The organism is Hahella chejuensis KCTC 2396 (assembly GCF_000012985.1).
Lineage (GTDB): Bacteria > Pseudomonadota > Gammaproteobacteria > Pseudomonadales > Oleiphilaceae > Hahella > Hahella chejuensis.
The window spans coordinates 4,352,382-4,369,773 of record NC_007645.1; the positions used below are offsets into that span (position 1 = coordinate 4,352,382).

General features: G+C 49.5%; 16 protein-coding genes. 4 read left to right on the plus strand and 12 right to left on the minus strand.

The features are described 5' to 3' along the window. Positions 1–73: 73 nt before the first annotated feature. From HCH_RS18790 to HCH_RS18800, 3 genes are all read right to left on the minus strand, one after another. Positions 74–1,915 (minus strand): di-heme-cytochrome C peroxidase, encoded by a 1,842-nt coding sequence (locus HCH_RS18790; protein ID WP_011397989.1) that lies wholly within the window; start codon positions 1,913–1,915, stop codon positions 74–76. A gap of 124 nt (positions 1,916–2,039) precedes the next feature. Then, positions 2,040–3,248, minus strand: coding sequence for a hypothetical protein (locus HCH_RS18795; protein ID WP_011397990.1), 1,209 nt, complete (start codon positions 3,246–3,248; stop codon positions 2,040–2,042). Positions 3,249–3,291: 43 nt separating this feature from the next. After that, positions 3,292–3,957, minus strand: coding sequence for a class I SAM-dependent methyltransferase (locus tag HCH_RS18800; RefSeq protein WP_011397991.1), 666 nt, complete (start codon positions 3,955–3,957; stop codon positions 3,292–3,294). Between the two features lie 526 nt (positions 3,958–4,483). Between HCH_RS18800 and HCH_RS18805 the strand changes: the two genes are divergently transcribed. Beyond that, entirely contained in the window at positions 4,484–5,041 is a 558-nt protein-coding gene (locus HCH_RS18805; RefSeq protein ID WP_011397993.1) for an exonuclease, read from the plus strand. Between the two features lie 48 nt (positions 5,042–5,089). On the opposite strand, the gene HCH_RS32535 is transcribed toward HCH_RS18805, so the two are convergent. Continuing rightward, the gene (locus HCH_RS32535; RefSeq protein ID WP_011397994.1) at positions 5,090–5,731 is read right to left on the minus strand and encodes a glutaredoxin domain-containing protein; all 642 of its coding nucleotides are present in this window, start codon (positions 5,729–5,731) and stop codon (positions 5,090–5,092) included. Positions 5,732–5,794: 63 nt separating this feature from the next. Beyond that, positions 5,795–6,265 carry a hypothetical protein gene (locus HCH_RS18815; RefSeq protein ID WP_011397995.1) on the minus strand — a complete coding sequence of 157 codons (471 nt, stop codon included), beginning with the start codon at positions 6,263–6,265 and terminating at the stop codon, positions 5,795–5,797. Between the two features lie 249 nt (positions 6,266–6,514). Between HCH_RS18815 and HCH_RS18820 the strand changes: the two genes are divergently transcribed. The 3 genes from HCH_RS18820 (at position 6,515) to HCH_RS18830 (ending at position 9,789) form a co-directional block, all read left to right on the plus strand. Continuing rightward, positions 6,515–7,711: a multidrug effflux MFS transporter gene (locus tag HCH_RS18820; protein WP_011397996.1), complete on the plus strand. Its 1,197-nt coding sequence runs from the start codon at positions 6,515–6,517 to the stop codon at positions 7,709–7,711. 185 nt (positions 7,712–7,896) lie between these two features. Continuing rightward, positions 7,897–8,331, plus strand: a complete 435-nt coding sequence (locus HCH_RS18825) for a group III truncated hemoglobin (RefSeq protein ID WP_011397997.1) — start codon at positions 7,897–7,899, stop codon at positions 8,329–8,331. A 156-nt stretch (positions 8,332–8,487) separates the two neighbouring features. Then, positions 8,488–9,789, plus strand: a complete 1,302-nt coding sequence (locus tag HCH_RS18830) for a sensor histidine kinase (protein ID WP_011397998.1) — start codon at positions 8,488–8,490, stop codon at positions 9,787–9,789. 10 nt (positions 9,790–9,799) lie between these two features. Here HCH_RS18830 and HCH_RS18835 read toward each other — a convergent pair whose 3' ends face one another. The 7 genes from HCH_RS18835 to HCH_RS18875 form a co-directional block, all read right to left on the minus strand. Then, entirely contained in the window at positions 9,800–9,988 is a 189-nt protein-coding gene (locus HCH_RS18835) for a hypothetical protein (RefSeq protein ID WP_011397999.1), read from the minus strand. 65 nt (positions 9,989–10,053) lie between these two features. Then, positions 10,054–10,404, minus strand: a complete 351-nt coding sequence (locus HCH_RS18840; RefSeq protein WP_148212623.1) for a hypothetical protein — start codon at positions 10,402–10,404, stop codon at positions 10,054–10,056. A gap of 199 nt (positions 10,405–10,603) precedes the next feature. Then, a complete protein-coding gene (locus HCH_RS18845) occupies positions 10,604–11,386 on the minus strand; it encodes a hypothetical protein (RefSeq protein ID WP_049781004.1) in 783 nt (260 codons plus the stop codon). Positions 11,387–11,660: 274 nt separating this feature from the next. Further along, the gene (locus HCH_RS18850; RefSeq protein ID WP_011398002.1) at positions 11,661–12,551 is read right to left on the minus strand and encodes a hypothetical protein; all 891 of its coding nucleotides are present in this window, start codon (positions 12,549–12,551) and stop codon (positions 11,661–11,663) included. A gap of 1,241 nt (positions 12,552–13,792) precedes the next feature. Next, positions 13,793–14,659: a hypothetical protein gene (locus HCH_RS33910; RefSeq protein ID WP_148212624.1), complete on the minus strand. Its 867-nt coding sequence runs from the start codon at positions 14,657–14,659 to the stop codon at positions 13,793–13,795. Between the two features lie 109 nt (positions 14,660–14,768). Then, on the minus strand, positions 14,769–15,659 hold the full coding sequence (locus tag HCH_RS18870) for a hypothetical protein (protein ID WP_011398004.1): 891 nt from the start codon (positions 15,657–15,659) through the stop codon (positions 14,769–14,771). 30 nt (positions 15,660–15,689) lie between these two features. After that, on the minus strand, positions 15,690–16,979 hold the full coding sequence (locus tag HCH_RS18875) for a hypothetical protein (RefSeq protein WP_011398005.1): 1,290 nt from the start codon (positions 16,977–16,979) through the stop codon (positions 15,690–15,692). Between the last annotated feature and the right edge of the window lie 413 nt (positions 16,980–17,392).

The window sequence follows — 17,392 nt, forward strand, 5'->3', positions numbered from 1 at the left end:
CTCCCCTGTGGTATCAAGACTCGATCAGACCGGAACGCCCCACGGCGCTCCGGTTATCTCGGCGAAAGTCGCCTCACAACGTTTTCAAATACTCCAGCAACTCCATGCGCTCGACCTCTTTCATGTCGTTAGCGCCATACTCATGCCCACTGTTGGAATTGCCCTTCAGGTCCGTATCGTATTCAAACGTTTTGATCAACGTGCCGTCCGACAGTGTCATATGCGGCATGGAGACGTATCCAACTTTAACCACATCCAGCTCCCGCGAGCCCAGATAAAACTTCTTCGAGCGCTGCGACGCCGGCAGCAACAGCTCGTAAAGATTCGGCACAGAGCCGTTATGCAGATAAGGAGCCGTCGCCCATATGCCGTTCAATGGCCGCGCCTTATATGTCCCCTCACTGATAGGAAGATTATCGCCGCAGGCGACTGAAGGCGATTGTTTGATTTTGAACTGCTGCAAAATATCCTGGATTTTCTCCAGACGCGCTTTCTCGGAATGCAGCTCGGTCGCATAGTCCACGGAGGCCGCTTCGATAGAGTCCGCCGTATGCTCCAACAACCCTCCCACCGCTGCATTCACCAATGGCTCCAGCCCGGACGTCGTGGCGGGAATGGGGTCTCCGATTATGCCCATGCTCTTGCGGCCTTCATATTTGCCGGCTTCATAGCACTTCATCATGTTGGTCCATTCAAGCGGGTCCGTGCCAACCTCATTGATCGGCGTCAGCACTGCATTGTAAATCGCCGCTTCACGGCTACGGGGAATCACTTGATGGCAGCTCAGGCAAAACTTATCGTAATGAAGTTTGCCGCGGGCAGCGGTCTCTGGATTGACGGCGGGAAGATACTCCGTCGGCCACGCCGGCGAGCGCAAATCCGCCACCCAGGCTTCCAGATCGCCCAGCCCCTTGATATCAAACGAGGACTTGTAGCGATACACCGATTTGTCGTCAGGGATATTGATTTGGCCATACACGCCAAGCACTTCGCCCGCATTGCGAATCAACGCGCCAAAATCAAACGGGCCATTGGGCGCAAAGCCTGTCCATTGCACCACATCGGACTGCTGAGTCCCCCACAAAAACGGGTAGCTGACCGGCGCATTGGCGGGATGCCCATTGTTGGGCATATCGTTGAAGTACACCATGATCTGATTGAATATCTGCCCGATGGCGTCCACCCGCCCGTAGCCATAATCCGGCTGATGCGGCGCGGAATGATTGATCAGATTGCGGGTGGCCAATTCTTCCGTTTGCGCCAGCAGCGCCTGGCGCAGCTTGAATCTGGATTCCATATCTGGCTCGCCCAACACATTGTTGGCGAAACGGTCGAACTTGGCGTTGTCCTGATAGGTGCTGCTCAACGCATCCACCAATGCGGCGTTGAATGTCTGCACGTCTCCCAGTGTCGGGCCGCCGTCGATACGTATTTCCTGCCCCCGATAGCGGACCTGACCGGTGTGACAAGCGGCGCAACTGAACCCCATCCACTGCTCGCCGTCTTTCCCGACATCCTTGACGAAGCCTACCGGCAATCCATCCGGGTTCCAGGAGCCAACCTGAGTGGACGGCAGATAGCGCATGCGCTCCATATGGTCATCCGCGCGGAACAGCGCCTGACTGTCCTTGCGTTCCAATACCAGAAACCATTTGTAAGGAATAATCCGCGAGCCTTGAGAGGAAAAGTAGAACGCCGCCTGAGTGTCATCGGTCCAACCTTGATCTAAATCCACCACGTTACCTTTGGCGCCGGGAACTTTCTCTCCTTCCTGAATCCAGTTTCCCTCTTGTTTCAATGCGCAAGAGCCGGTCAAACCTGACGCCAACGCCACTGCAAGCAACCCTGCGCAACGCTTCGATTTAGGACTCTCCAGCCAATTATCCTTCTCCAACATTGCCTGTCTTGTAGCCATAGCCTTGATCCTTTCCCTTTGGTGCATTCCCTATGAGAATCTCCATTCGTTTATGATTCACAGCCACTTTTACTATAGACAGGGATCGCCGACGGCGCTTGATCCGTCGGCCTGGGCGAGGGATTTAATCGAGGTTGACGCTGACTTTCAGCTGTTTGGGGCCGTTAGCGGACAGAGACACGAAATACACGGTGCCGTCATCCAGAAAAATGCCGTCAGTTCCGATATAGGACCAGCGATAGTCAACCGGTATCCGTTTCTCAAGAGAGATCGACGTCTTGGTGAGGGACAACACCATCAACCTGTCTGGCGCGGCGGGATAGACCGCCAGTAGTTTGCCGTTCACGGTTCGAATGGCTGGCTGCGCCTCTCGCACCAAAGGCGGCAGACTGGTATTTCTGGCGGTAATAGAGCCGTCCGCGGCGATCAAGAATGCAAATCCACCGCCGTTGCTGTAGGCGCCGGTCACCAGAAAGCGGTCAATGGCGTCGATGTATTGCACGTCGTAGGTATAATACTCCTGGGTTTTGACCAGCTCGGTTTCCCCTTTCACCCATTTGTCGCTCACCGGATCGTACATGCGATACATCAGACGCGCGTAGGACTTCCCGTCCACGAAACGCTGCCACACCAGCAAAGCGCGACGATCAGAGCCCGCCGCCAGCGGCCACCAGTCACGAGTGCGATCGCCGACAGCGACATGACGCTCGTGCAGCAGTTCTCCATGGGTGTCGTAGACCGCCATCATCACGTCGTCGCCGGAGCCAAGGTCGTCGACGCCGCCGCCATCCACCCACTCATCGGAATAAAACACCACAAAGCGTTTACCCGCCGCCGCCACATGGCCGGAATGACCGCCGTCGTATACGACTTGCTGATAGGCTTTGATCGGGCTCATGTCGCTGTCATAGAGCCCGAAGGTCTGCGCCAGCACATTCTCCGTATTCCACGCGTCTTCCATGGTGACCATGATATGACCATCGTCATTGATGGCGGAACTGGCCGGCTCTTGCGCCAACGGCGCGGAAATCAGAGTGACGGGATCAAGCTGAGGATTTTTCGGATCGATGTGGGAGTAATAAACATCGTGTATCCATTCATCGCCGTCGGCTTCCTTCGGTTCCAACGGCGATCCGGAACTGGACCAGATCAACACATATTTGCCGTCAGCCCGACGCACGAAATCCACGCCGTGTTGAAACTCCCTCATATCCCGCATGCGGTCTGAGCCCGCTTCGGTGGTAAGGCTGATATACACAATATAAGAGGTCACGATCAGCCAGATAACGGCCACAATCGCGATAACTCCGGTTTTCTTTGAGGTGATTGCCATTTTTTTGCTCTCTGTCGCCAGTCAGTTAGTGACCGCAACAAGATCAGTCTCTGGCGGAAAATAGCAGAACAGCGCCGATCTCTTGCGTTTGCACCCGCCTGAACCTAGCTTCCAACTGCTCAATCCAGGCGTCGGCGGTATCCTTCAAATTGCTGAATATCCCTTTGCGGTTGTAGATCATCTTCAACAATCCGCCCAGCCGGGATTCACCGCCGTTATTAACGATTGTCGAACCGAAGCAGACGCCTACCTCCGCCAATACAGCCTTCACATGATCAAACACCACGCCCTTCTGCTCCGGCGAACCGGGCATACAGTGAAGCAGGTAGTTCAATCCCACAGAGCCGAACTGTTGTGAGTCCAAAGGGAATGGTTCTAACGCATTGTGCCTCAGAGACCGCGGTTGATAGCGCCTCAGGCGGCCGGCGGTATAGTCCAGGCAAGTTGGATTCAAATCCAATAACGTCAGCTTTTCGAGCCGAACGGCAGGAGTACAATGATCGAGAAAGTAGCCGGTGCCCACGCCCATCTCCAAATGAGATGCAGACAGGTTCCGGTTATACAGTTCGAGCAGATTCGCCGATGGACAACGCCAAGCAAAGTAATTGGAAAAACCAAGCACCATTGAGTCGTACAACGACAAGGTGAGGCGGTTATAAACCGCTTGTCCCGGCTCAGCGTCCAACAAGACTTTTTCTTGTCCGTTCATCCCTTTGTCCTCAACGCAGATTGCAAAAGTTCGCAAACTTAGTTTCAGTTCTGAGCCAAGTATAGAACGCAGTCCTGAAATTGCTGTCGCCAACCCGCATCAGCAAAGGATAAACGCCACTCCATCGACGGAAACGCCATCATATAGGAAAGTGTTTGCAAGAAGGATGAAAGAGTATTAACGTTGACGGTTTTTTGTTAGGGAAAACAAGAAGATATGTAACTTATGGAAGGGATATAAGCGCCGGTTTTCTTTTTGGCTTGCTACACAATGACTAGCGAGGCGCTACGTTTGGACAAGACCCAGTAGCGCTCGCTGGTTATGCATTTGGAGTTTAAGCTTAAACTACCCAAAACGTCGGAAAAATAGGTAGTCACTACCAAACGCCTAACTTTCCAGGTGCGCCCTCTCCATTGTATACAAGCCATGAGGATTGCACGCAGCGCAGCGATATCTGCTGGAAGCTATCATGGAGGTTTTCATCCACGATGAAATTCCCATCTTATTTAATCAGTACAGGTGACTTATGGCGAAACCAGAAATTTATGTCAGCACCGATGTGGAGGCGGATGGACCGATTCCCGGGCCGCATTCCATGCTGAGCTTCGCGTCAGCGGCTTATACGGCGGAAAAGGAGTTGGTCGGAACCTTCTCCGCCAACCTGGAGACGCTCCCTGAAGCGTCCGCTCACCCGGATACGCAGGCTTGGTGGGAACAGAACCTGGCGGCCTGGGAAACCTGTCGCCAGGACCTGCAGCCGCCGCAGCAGGCGATGCAGCAGTATCTGCAGTGGCTCAAGCAACTGCCCGGCAAACCGGTTTTCGTTGGGTATCCAGCGTCTTACGACTTTATGTTCGTCTACTGGTATCTGATGAAGTTCACCGGCGAGAGCCCGTTTTCTCACTCTGCGCTGGACATCAAAAGCTACGCGATGGCGGTGCTGAAAACGCCCTTTAGGGAAACCGCCAAGCGCAAGATGCCCCAACATTGGTTTGATCCCCTGCCCCATACCCATGTGGCGCTGGACGACGCCATCGAACAAGGGGCGCTGTTCTGTAATATTCTGCAGGAGAACCTGAAATAAAAAAGGCCGCGACTGCGGCCTTTTTTAGGCTTGGATATTTAATGAAGACTAATAACTGGCAAGCGCTTTCTTTATGGCTTTGATGTCATCTCCCACCACCCTTCGGTAACCCACATAAGTCACGGGGTAGCCGCTAATGCCAAGAGTACGGATGAGCTGCTCTTTATTACGCGCCTTCTCCACATCTATTTCCTGAAACGCCATGCCGTCATCCCTAAATGCGCCACGCAGCTTTTTACAATAAGGACACCAGTCAGCGCTATACATCACAACCCTCGGGGAACCGTCTGGGTTGAAGTGAGAAGACGTCAATCCACGCTCTTCTGAAGTGAGCAAGCCATCGCCGTAGTTCAACGCCAACGTCGTCGCCACCTCAATGCTCATATCGCCATACGCCCGCTCTTTGCCGACAATCAACAATGGGAATGAGTTATAGGGGGAGAAGCTGTCCCACAACTGGCGGTTTTCCGCGTTGGCGTCCACCACCACTTCTTCGAAGGCCGCGCCTCTGCGCTCTAGTTCATTTTTGACTTTAGCGCAGGGTTGCTTGCAGTCGCTGAAAGTAAACAGCAGTGTTCTGGGAGAGCCATCAGCGTGATAGGCGCCTTCAGGCTGGGTAAACGGAATCCACTCTGGCTTGAACTGATAAATAAGGCCTGCGATCACCGCCAGCACGAACAACTTTTTCATGAAAAACACCACGACAACAAAAAGGCGCGCAATGAGACCATTTTTCGCCTGTCTGTGCAAACATTATTCAAACAACAAGGCCGCCTGTTTTTTCCGCCGGGTTTGGTTCGGGTGAGAAGCGGGTTCGCTTTTCACGCTTTGCGCCAAATCAGTATTCAATTCACCAAGCAGACGAGAAGCGAGTTCGGCGCAATCCGGGGCCGCCTCCAAACCATTTCCAAACTTGCTGCGCTGGAAAATCGGCATTTGCGGCGGCGCGTTGTCGTTATACACCAGAAACACCCGCTCCTGACGCAAACGATCCAGCAAGTCCTTGAACCATCTGGCGTAATATCTCGATTGCGACGATGGAATATCTCGCAGTGAGTAGCTTTTTCCTATCCAACAGGCTGCGCCGATACGGTCCGGCATTAACATAGTGCGCCCCGCCTCACGCAACAATACGCTGGCGTAAAACGGACTTTCCGTCTTGAGCAGATCCGCTTCAGTAAGGGCGTCTTTCGCTTTCAGTAAAAATGATCTATCGTGCAACATAAAATCAATTTTTATTGTGTTTCAGGGTAAGTTCAATCTAACTGCAATTCCAAACTAATGAAATCAGCCGAAGGGAATATGCGGAATGGCGGTGACAAAATTCGTTAATTTTTCAATTCGAATTAATTACATAAGGAATTCGAAATTTACCACTTGTCCGGGCGGTCAGGATTAGGCATCCTAGCCCCCTTTCTTCGTTACAACCAAGCTTTGTTGCTTTTTCGTACAAAGCTCCAGCGCAGCCGACTCATGACATCTTCTACCACCCACTCACGTCTAGCCTTTATTCTGGCGATGGCGGTCGCCCTTGGCCCTTTCGCCATCGACACGTATCTACCCGCCTTTCCCGATATCGCCAAAGCGATCGGGGCGGATATTCATGACGTTTCTCTCAGCATCAGCGTGTATATTCTCGGGCTTGCTATCGGCCAGCTGATCGGCGGTCCATTATCGGACCGTCTTGGCCGCAGCCGCATCATGCTCATTGGCCTTGGCGTATTCCTGTTCTCCTGTCTCATGCTGTCACAAAGCGAAAGTCTGGCGTCCCTGTTGGTCTGGCGTTTTACGCAGGCGTTTGGCGGCGGTTGGTGCGCGGTGAGCGTGCCCGCCATCATTCGCGACCGCACAGAAGGACAGGAAACCGCCAAACTGTTTTCCCTGATCGGGTTGATCATGATTGCAGCCCCAGCCATCGCCCCCACGCTGGGCAGCGCCATTCTCGCTTTTGCTGACTGGCGCTGGATATTCCTGTTTCTGGCGCTGTACACCGGCGTGGTGATCGTCACGCTCTGGTTCTCTTTATTCGCCGATGCGCCGCCCCACACGCCGCCGCCCAAGCGCAATGTGTTGGCGGACTATCTGGAGATTCTGAAAAACACCGCCGCCCTGCGCTTTATTTTTATTCAGTCACTGGGTTTCAGCGTCATGCTGACGTTTCTGACTCACGCGTCTTTTATCTATCAGGAATGGTTCGGCTTATCCGAATTCGCATTTTCCCTGCTCTTCGCCGGCAATATTGCAGTGATGGCCCTGATGAGCATGGCCAACCGCGCGCTGCTGACCTGGGTGGAGTCCGCCCAATTATTGCGGCTGGCGGTATGGCTGCAGACCTGTGGGGTGATCGCCTTGGTGTCGATTACGATCCTCCATCCGTCACTGTATCTGTTCGCCCCGGCGCTGATGCTCTCCGTAGGCTCTCTGGGCGCCGCCATGCCTAACGGCTCCGCTTGCTTCATTCAGTTTTTCAAGAGCAACAGCGGCACAGCATCTGCGTTGATGGGCGCACTGCAATTTACTATTTCCGGCGCCATCAGCGCCTTGTCATCCGCCCTGTCCGACGGCACACTGATTCCTATTGTCGCCGTTATGCTGTTGTGCGCTCTATTAAACGCCGCTTTCGCATGGGGCGCACCCAGCGCAGCGCAAAAAGCCCCCGCTGGCGTATAAGAAAGACCTACTATTATTAATCAGGCAGACAAATAGCTTCCTTCTATTTGTCTGCTACGACAGGCCTGCACATGTCAGGCCCTGTCTCCCGCGGCTAGCGGCTAGCCGCCGCGCAGGCGCATCCATGCGCCTGGTTATTAACATGCCAATATCATTGCCGGATTAATAGCAAAAGGGAAAGCCTTGTGACCACTCAGCCTGTGCAGGACATCGCGAGTATCGACGATATTCAGGATATCGTAGAGCGCTTCTATGGTCTGCTTTTAAACGATGAGCAGGTTGGCTTTTTCTTCACGGATGTGGCGGCCATCGACCTGCCCGCCCACCTGCCGCGCATCGTCGCCTTCTGGAACTCTCTGTTGTTCGGAGTGCGCGCAGGCTTTCAAGGCAGAGTCTATGAAGCGCATGCGGCGCTGGACGCAAAATCCCCCATGCGTCCGGAACACTTCGAACGCTGGCTGACACTGTGGCGGCAGGAAGTGGACCGCCGTCATGCCGGCCCCAAAGCGGACCTGATGAAGACGCGCGCCGCCGCTATCGCGGACTCTATGGCCAAAGCCTTTGAAACCGCCCGGCAAGCATCCTCTGGGGACAACGCCGACTTTTACTCCGCGCTATAACCTTGATTTCTCGTCTAAACTGGTAGAAACAACAACCTGACTCTAGTTCGCCTATAGGCTGGCCTTTCTCTGGTTTCAACCCGTCCCCAAACGCAGCGACTGAATTGATGGCGATGGATGGAGCACCGGAAAGTCCAGCCATAAACGCATCGCACCATGAGAAAACTCAAAGAGCTGCATGTCAGTCTGCTCGACAAGCTTATTCCTGGCGGCGCGTCTTTATCCGAGGCGCAGCTAAGCCGTCGTAGAGTGCTTGTCGGTCTATTGCTCTATGGCTTTATCAGCGCCGCCGCGATGGCGATGGTACGTTACGCCACTGACGGCTGGACCGCTTCCACGTTGGTCGTCGCCTTCGCCACACCTTCATTGCTATCAGGTTTGATCGCACTCTGGTGGACAGGACGACCCAGTCTGGCGGCGGATCTGTTATTGCTATCCACGTTATTCATCATCCTCGCCACCGCCTGGAGCGATGGCGGCCTGACTTCCCGGGTGCTGACCTGGCTGCCAGCGTTGCCACTCATTGCAAGCTTCGTCGGCGATAAATATCGGGCGCCGGGAATTGTCCTGTTGGCGGCAATCGGCTTATTCGCCATTCTCAAAGCCCACGATTTGGCGCTGATACAAGGCAAAGGCTGGGACGATTCTTTAGTCGGGCGTATGTCCGCCAGCGTCGCGTCAATGAGCTTTGTCGCCATCATCGCGCACATCTACGAGGAAGCAAGACGCCGTGCAGAAGCTGAGAAAGACAGGCTCGATCACATCCGCAGGGAGTGGGTAGCGGTGGTCAGTCACGAGTTGCGCACGCCTTTAACCGCTATTCAAGGTTCGTTAGGACTGCTGCAAAGCGGTCGTTTCGATCACAACCCTGATCAAAAAGCCCATATGCTGCAAATGGCCTGTAATAATACGGTTCGCTTGGTCAAGCTGGTGAACGAGGTATTGGACATTGAGCGGATCGAGTCGGGACGGCTTACTCTGGAATTAACGTCGTTAAACCCAAGAGAGCTGATTCAGGAGGCCGTGGACACCATCGCCCCGGCGGCTTCGCTTAAAAATGTATCGCTGCGCTACCAGCCACAGGACGCAACGCCCATTAAGGCGGATCACGACCGCTTGCTGCAGGTGCTGCAAAATCTTCTTTCCAATGCCCTGAAATTCTCTCCTTCCGGCGGCGTGATTGAAGTGAAACTCAAGGATAAGCCGGAACAGTTGAATATTGACGTCATCGACCAAGGCCCCGGCATACCGCAACAACTCACCAAACGACTATTCACCCGCTTCGCACAAGCCACCACCGCCGCCAATCGCAGCACCGGCGGCTCCGGCCTTGGCCTCTACATCAGCAAAGCCATCATCGAGCAACACCAGGGGCGTATCGGCTTCGAGAATCAACCTGAGGGAGGCTGTCGCTTTTTTGTGGAATTGCCACGCGATTTAGATGAACTCGATCTGTAATAAAGAGACCTTAGTCAGCATCCTCTTCCCCCACATCCCGCTCCTGCTGATAACGCTCCCAATCCTCCCAGTCAAAAGGCGTCCCAGCGTTGGGTCGATGCAAGCGCCTGGCCCGTTCTTTGGCGTTTTCCTGCAAGCTGTGTTCTTTTTCCTCTTCTTCGACAAAGCCATACTTTTTCATGAATTCGTCTGGTTTCATTTGCAACTCCTTTCCTGAGGACGCAGCGAATTACAACTGCTCTTACATTCTTACATGCGTTCATCTCAAGACTTTTCAAGTGAGTAGTAGATTACGCCGCCGTCACTCAGAATGCGCCGCCCAATAACGCCCTGACGCACCAAGCCCTCAAGCGCCCGTTGCACACTGTCCCTAGAGCATGCCTCCTCCCCCGCCAGCCACCAGCGCACCACACCTTGCAACGAGTCGGCCGCAGAGGGGTGACTTTGCAGGTATTCCATAATTTTCCGGCCCACTCTCAGGACATCGTCCTCATGCTCCATTTCCATAAGCAATGCTCCTTCCCGACTACTTCTCTCATTCCAGTGCAGCAAGTTGCGCGCCAGAGCACGAGGAACCCTCCCTTCCCTCACCGCCAGAACAAACCACAGAAACACGGCTTACGCCTCTGATAGACACAAGGCCCATATATCAGAAAAAGAACAAAGCGGGTCAAACGGGTCAAAAGTCACCCAGTTAAACGGGCAAGCAATCACCCAACCATATGAGTGCAAAGTTTATAAACCCTGGATACGAAAAAACCCGCGCAAGTGGGGCTTTCCAATGAGAATGTGCGCCAATGGTGAGCCAAGCGATTTAACTACGTCGCTTCGAGCGTTCCGAAGCGCTACGCTGTTCTGCAAGTTCAGCAGAGTACTCATCCCTTTCCTCTTGAGCACTTGGAGAAAAGTTAATATATATATTGTTAACAAACTCATTCATGGCTTTGGTGACAGCACTATCAATATCATGCTTTGGATCGAAGTAGCTTCTAAGATTCCCCCCTGCCTGAAAAGAAACATCTAAAAGGTGATCATCAGAAATAGCTGTACACCAAATTTTTTTAGGTGTTTCTGCAACAGGCTGCCCCGCTTCATAATAGAGCCATTGGTTTCCGTTAATAGTCATTTTTTTAAAATCCTTTTCCTGTTTTGGGTATTTCCATAAACTTCTTTCAGGGCTAAAGTTGCGATAGTTATCGCGCTCCTCTAGCATTTCCCTATTACGACTCCCCCAACTCTGCTCACAAGTATCAAGCACCCAGCGACTTAAACCGTTAGGGTTAAACAATGAATCGTTCTGTCGGTTATTTGGAGCCCTACATTGCAATATCATTTGCATCATAACATAGCCCAGCATCCCATCTCCCCCGAAGAGAGAGTCCCAAAAACCCCACCCAGTTCTGGCCAGAATAAGCGTCATTCCCCTGTTATTAGGCCAAATATCAAAATTGTCTATCTTGTATATATCTAAGTGATCAGGAGGATCTTCACAAGAAAATGGCGCCTCATGGGCAGGATTACGGAACCTGAGTTCCGTTCCAGATAGGTCGATTGAACAGACTGGCGCCCTTTTAAAGTCAGGGCCCAGCGGGTTCATCTTAGATGCTCTATACCGTTGCAAAAGGCGCATGGGACTGTGCTCTAATAACTTTCACCAAATTAAAAAACGACTTCGCTGAGCCTTGATGCTTCGAAGAGTTATAACTTAATCTAGCATGGGCCATACTTTAAGGCAGAGCCTACACGATGATCACCACTTCCGTAGGTGGTGGTTTTAGATTCCCAATAAAAACGCCCTGAAGCAATCAGGGCGAGTTTATACAACTTATACCATACTCCAATACTCTCAGAAGCTGCACATATAAACAGAGCTATTTTTCCATCCGAGCTGCTTTCCTAATGCGTTCTGTGGACTTGTGTTGCTCTTCAACTTCTGCACAGTATTGTTCCCATTCAGCATCTTGCTCTGGCGTGGTCCATTTGAGAGGTTTAATTTCCTCACTCAACTTAGCATCAGGGTTGTTGGTACGCGCCTCTTCAAATTCCCTCTTTGCTTCAGGCGATAATTCCAAACTTACGCTATCTATTATATTTTTCGCCAATTCATACAGGGGCTTAGGATTAACGAGCTTATCCTGCTCACTAAGCTTTCCTATTGCTGACTGCTCAAAATGAAACGAAATCTCAACATAGAATTCATGCCTGATAGGAAAGGCAATATGCTTACTTCTCCAACCTCCCCGATTAGGCCCAGACAACACCTCATACGTTACACAAGGAACTGGAAGCTTCCTAACGATTTCCCAATTCACTGGCGCATCATAGCAATTTCGGCCAAGGAGAATCTCATTTCCATACTCCGCAGTCAATGTAGACAATATAGCGCTTTCAAAGTCATGTGGATTAAACAAAGAAAAATCTGAGTGCGTAGGTTTATGCTTAATAAGGAGTATCGTAGTATGAAGTTGTGCAACATACCCTGTAAACAAAGGCCCACGGAACTTGTTAGACCTCATTAAGACCTGAATGTAATCAAACCCTTCAGATTCTGCATGTTTATACTGAGAGTTATTGAAAAGATCATAACTCTCCTTAGGCTTAATATGCTCTTCATATGTAGTCGCGGGACTATGATCTAACATCATAGCTCTCAGCACGCTACCTGAAAAAGAGATTTCCAAAGCCTTAGCATTGCTAAAGTCAGGGGCCACAGGAACACAAGGTTCGCGCAACGGCCTCAGTTTAAGGGCAAGCAGGTTCATAGTTAGGTAACTCCCTTCGTGAGAATAGGCATATTACCACACCTTTCTATCGAGGTTATTGATACCAGACCTAAGAGAAGGATATTGATTGAAGCCCGGAAGATTTGCTCCAATTGCAGAAAACACGGTACCGCTATTTAATATCACTGTACAAATAGTGGAAAGCCCCCCTGTAGCAAGAGCAACACTAATGCCCCTGCTCCCATACCAAGAGAAACGAGATCTTTGCCGCCATTGTATCCAGCCACGCTATCGAAAGCTGCGTTAATGATTCCATAATCCTTTTGCGACCTAAGGCTTAGCCACATTCAATATAGGCCAACGCGCTGATGCTATTTCTGACGGCAGCCGCTACTTACCCGAGAATACCTCGAAAGAAAAATCTACACTACTTTAGACCACAACGTGATGATAGGGGAAAGCGAATAGGTTAGCTTTCCCCCTTGTCTTTCTCTTCAGCATCTATTGCTTGGTCCATAAGACGAGAGAGTTCTGCTCACAAGTATCAAGCACCCAGCGACTTAAACCGTTAGGGTTAAACAATGAATCGTTCTGTCGGTTATTTGGAGCCCTACATTGCAATATCATTTGCATCATAACATAGCCCAGCATCCCATCTCCCCCGAAGAGAGAGTCCCAAAAACCCCACCCAGTTCTGGCCAGAATAAGCGTCATCCCCCTGTTATTAGGCCAAATATCAAAATTGTCTATCTTGTATATATCTAAGTGATCAGGAGGATCTTCACAAGAAAATGGCGCCTCATGGGCAGGATTACGGAACCTGAGTTCCGTTCTAGATAGGTCGATTGAACAAACTGGCGCCCTTTTAAAGTCAGGGCCCAGCGGGTTCATCTTAGATGCTCTATACCGTTGCAAAAGGCGCATGGGACTGTGCTCTAATAACTTTCACCAAATTAAAAAACGACTTCGCTGAACCGTGATGCTTCGAAACATGTATGTTAAAGCTAGCTGTATCTTTAAATGGGTGCATATGGGGATTAAGGTTATGGTCAAGCACCCCTTGTAATTAGCGACTATTTTTTGAAAATCCTTTGTTGAAGGCCATACTGATGGTAAACCAAAGAATGGCAGGAGAAAAACTGACAAAGCTGAAATGGACGCGAGAAGATTGCCTGTATAGATGAGTCGAAATACTATTTAAATTAGCAGATTGAACATTAACGCTTAAAGAGCATGAGCTCCTTCCCTAGGGCACATATAAAGACCCAAAAAACCAATATTTAACGTATAGATAACCGTTTTCTTTCTTGCCAGTCCATATAGTACTCTTCCCATTCCGCATCTTGCTCTGGCGTTGTCCATTTTATTGGGTCAACTTGCGTTAAAGACATATCAGGATGCTTACTCCGAACATCCAATAAGTCTTTCCTTGCCGATTCTGATAGCTCTAATTCCACACTATCGATAATTCTTTGCACATACTCATCAAGAGGCTCGGGAAAAATTAGCTGATCTTGCTCCTCAAGGTTTCCAGGGACATATCTGTCAAAATTAAAACTCAACCAGACGCAAATGTCATGTTCCACGGCGAATGCCATTATTTTTTTCCTAACTCCTCCTCTATGCGGCGCAGAAAGTACTTCAAATGTAGCAGCAGGGACGGTTAATCTTGGAACAGCTTTCCAGTTAACAGGTGCATCATACAGGTTTCGTCCATTCTCAGTTTTGTTTCCATGCTCAAAAAACAAAGTATCAAGCTGAAACTGTTCAAAGTCTCTTGCATTAAATAATGAAAAGTCTTCCCTCCGGGGCTTAACTCGCTGAACTAATACAGCAAAGTTTACTTTCGCAATATAGCCAGAGAAAATAGGTCCTCTAAACCCCCAACTCCTACACAAAGCCAAAAAGTACCTGCTTGGCTCATTATCCGATCGTTGAGTACGATATAAAGAGTCATCATAAAGATTATACTCTTCACATGGTTCAACTTTGTCATCTCTACCTGCAGAAGGTCCGTGAGAGTTAACAAGCATTTTAAGCCTAGTACCAGATAATATTATCTCAACAGGCCTCGCCCTCCCAAAATTTGGGCCTACTGGCGAGCAGGGTTTCTTAGCTTCTCTCAGCTTTATCGCTAAAAAGCTCATAAGCATCGCCCTCTAAAATCAAACCAACCCATATATAAAAACGCCCTGAAGCAATCAGGGCGAATTAATACAAATATACCGTGTTCAGTCTAGGTATATAAGCACAGAACTATTTCTCCATTTGAGTTGCTTTATTGATTCGCCCCATAGACTTGAGTTTCTCTTCAACTTCAGCACAGTAATGCTCCCATTCAGCATCGTCCTCAGGTGTAGTCCATTTTAGAGGGTCAACTTTTTCATTCAATTTAGCGTCGGGATTAGCACTGCGCACATCTTCGAGTTCTTTTTCGGCATCAGGAGACAACTCCAACTTTATACTGTTGATAATACTTTGTGACAGCTCATAAAGCGGCATGGGATTTATGAGCCGATCCTGATCATTAAGCTTTCCAACTGCAGATTGCTCAAAATGAAACGACATTCTGACATAGAACTCATGTCTTAGAGGGAAAGCCATGTACTTATTCCGCCATCCGTCCCGATGTGGGCCAGACCGTACTTCGTAGGTTACACAAGGAACAGGAAAGTCTTTAACAACCTCCCAGTCTATTGGCGCATCGTAGCTACTTCTACCCAAGAGAATCTCATTGCCATATTCTGCGGACAACGTAGATAATATAGTATTTTCAAAGTCATGTGGGTTAAATAATGAGAAGTCAGGACGAGTAGGCTTATGCTTTATAATAAGCAGTGAGGTATTCAGCTGAGCAACATATCCTGTAAAAAGAGGACCTCGAAACCGACATGACCTTTTTAAAACCTGGAAGTAATCAAATCCTTCTTGATCTGCGTGCTTATACTGTGAGCTATCGAATAAATCATACCCCCCCTTGGGCTTAACATGCTCCTCATATGCTGTCGAAGGTTTATGATCCAACAACATTACTCTAAGCGTACTACCAGAGAATGAAATGTCCATAGCCTTGGCATTTTTAAAATCAGGCGCCAGAGGAACACAAGGCTCACGTAACTCCCTAAGTTTAAGGGCAAGAGGATTCATAGTTAGGCTCCCTTCGTGAGAATAGGCATACTACCACACCTTTCTATCGAGATTATTAACACCAGACCTTAGAGAAGGATACTGGTTTAAACCTGGTAGATTTGCTCCAATTGCAGAGAATACAGTGCCGCTATTTAATATCACTGTACAGATAGTGGAAAGCCCCCCAGTAGCAAGAGCAACACCTAATGCCCCTGCTCCCATACCAAGAGAAACGAGATCTTTACCACCGTTGTAACCAGCCACGCTATCGAAAGTTGCGTTAATGATTCCATAATCCTTCTGTAAGCGAAGACGCTTAGCCACATTCAATATAGGGGCCGCCCCGCATAACATACCGCCAATTAATTCATCTGCGTTGAAAATACGATTTTTTGCAAAGGTCTCATTAAGATCTATTTGCATACCTAAATCTAAGGCTAATGCAAGCGCTCGAGTCGATAAAGTTCTTGGACAGCTAAGATACGCCGCCTGCATGTCAAGTTTAACATTTCGGCTTTTACAAATTTTCATAGCTTGAGTTAACACCCCAGAGCCACCGAGCTCCGAAATCCAGGCTACTTTTTGACGCTTTTGCTGGGCCTTAATCATCGCATCTGCAAGCACGTGAGCGCTTTCATTCAAACGATCAGAGTTCGTCGCATCAAAAGCCTCTCGCAGATTTCTCCAACCACCAATTGAACCTTTACCTGGAGTGAACATTAGATTAAATCCTAATTCAGGTAGGCTAGAGCTATTATAGGGGCTATTAGCGATGTGGGCTAATACACGCTTAGCAGCTTTTCTAGGGTGGTCACTTAAATCAGCGACGCCAGCTATTATCCATTCGCGTTCATTTTTGGTTTGAGATTGAACAAAACCTGGATCGCGCTTTTTGACAACCCCTTCATCAGATACTTCCTTATGGAACAAAAACTCTGATTTCCACTCTCCGTCTGTATTCTTCTTAACAAAGTGAAGCCCCGGCCGTTTAGAGTCAAGTTGCTTCTCGAAAAATATAAGATCTATACCCAGCTCGTAAATAATAAGCTCACCGCTTGGTGGGCAAAGTATTGTTGCTGTGCAGCCAGGCAATATCATTTTATAGGCTTCGTATCCGCCAGCCTTAAGTTGCTGGTGCATATAAATATTTTTACCACTCATTACACCAGAGCTTAACTGCTCAAACTCTTTAACGATGTAGGTAGCCCAATAATTGCCTCTTTTTGAATGAGCTAATAATTCGCTATAAGCCGTCGCTACAGACCCTACAGCAGTTACGATTTTTCCTCGTCCTGGCTGACCAATACGTTGTGAATTTAATTTAACAGCTTGATTCATTCTTAATCCCTAAAATTCCGTGATCGTGTTGAAAGATTAATTTTTCAGCCCGGCGGGTCCCAATTCCAACAATTAGGCAGGGTAACCATTGGCGTAACGCCAGGGGCAACGTTATGTGGCGGCGGTAGTATTTGTAAGCGATGGTTGACGTTTTTATTGTTACAAAACTTAACGGATGAGAGTTTTAGGCTCAACCCACCATCAGACCTATTCCTTTTGACCTATTCCACATTTTGGAAATTACTACGTCTTTACGGATGGCCTTTCATTCAACCTAAGCCATTGTATTTACATGTTTTTCATGCCTTTTAAAAAGCGAGGCTTCAGATATGCTGAATCTCTTAATCAAGAGCAAAAAGTTGTGAAATAAACAGCCTCGCACCTCAGCAACTCTTTAGCGTTGAGCAACGGAA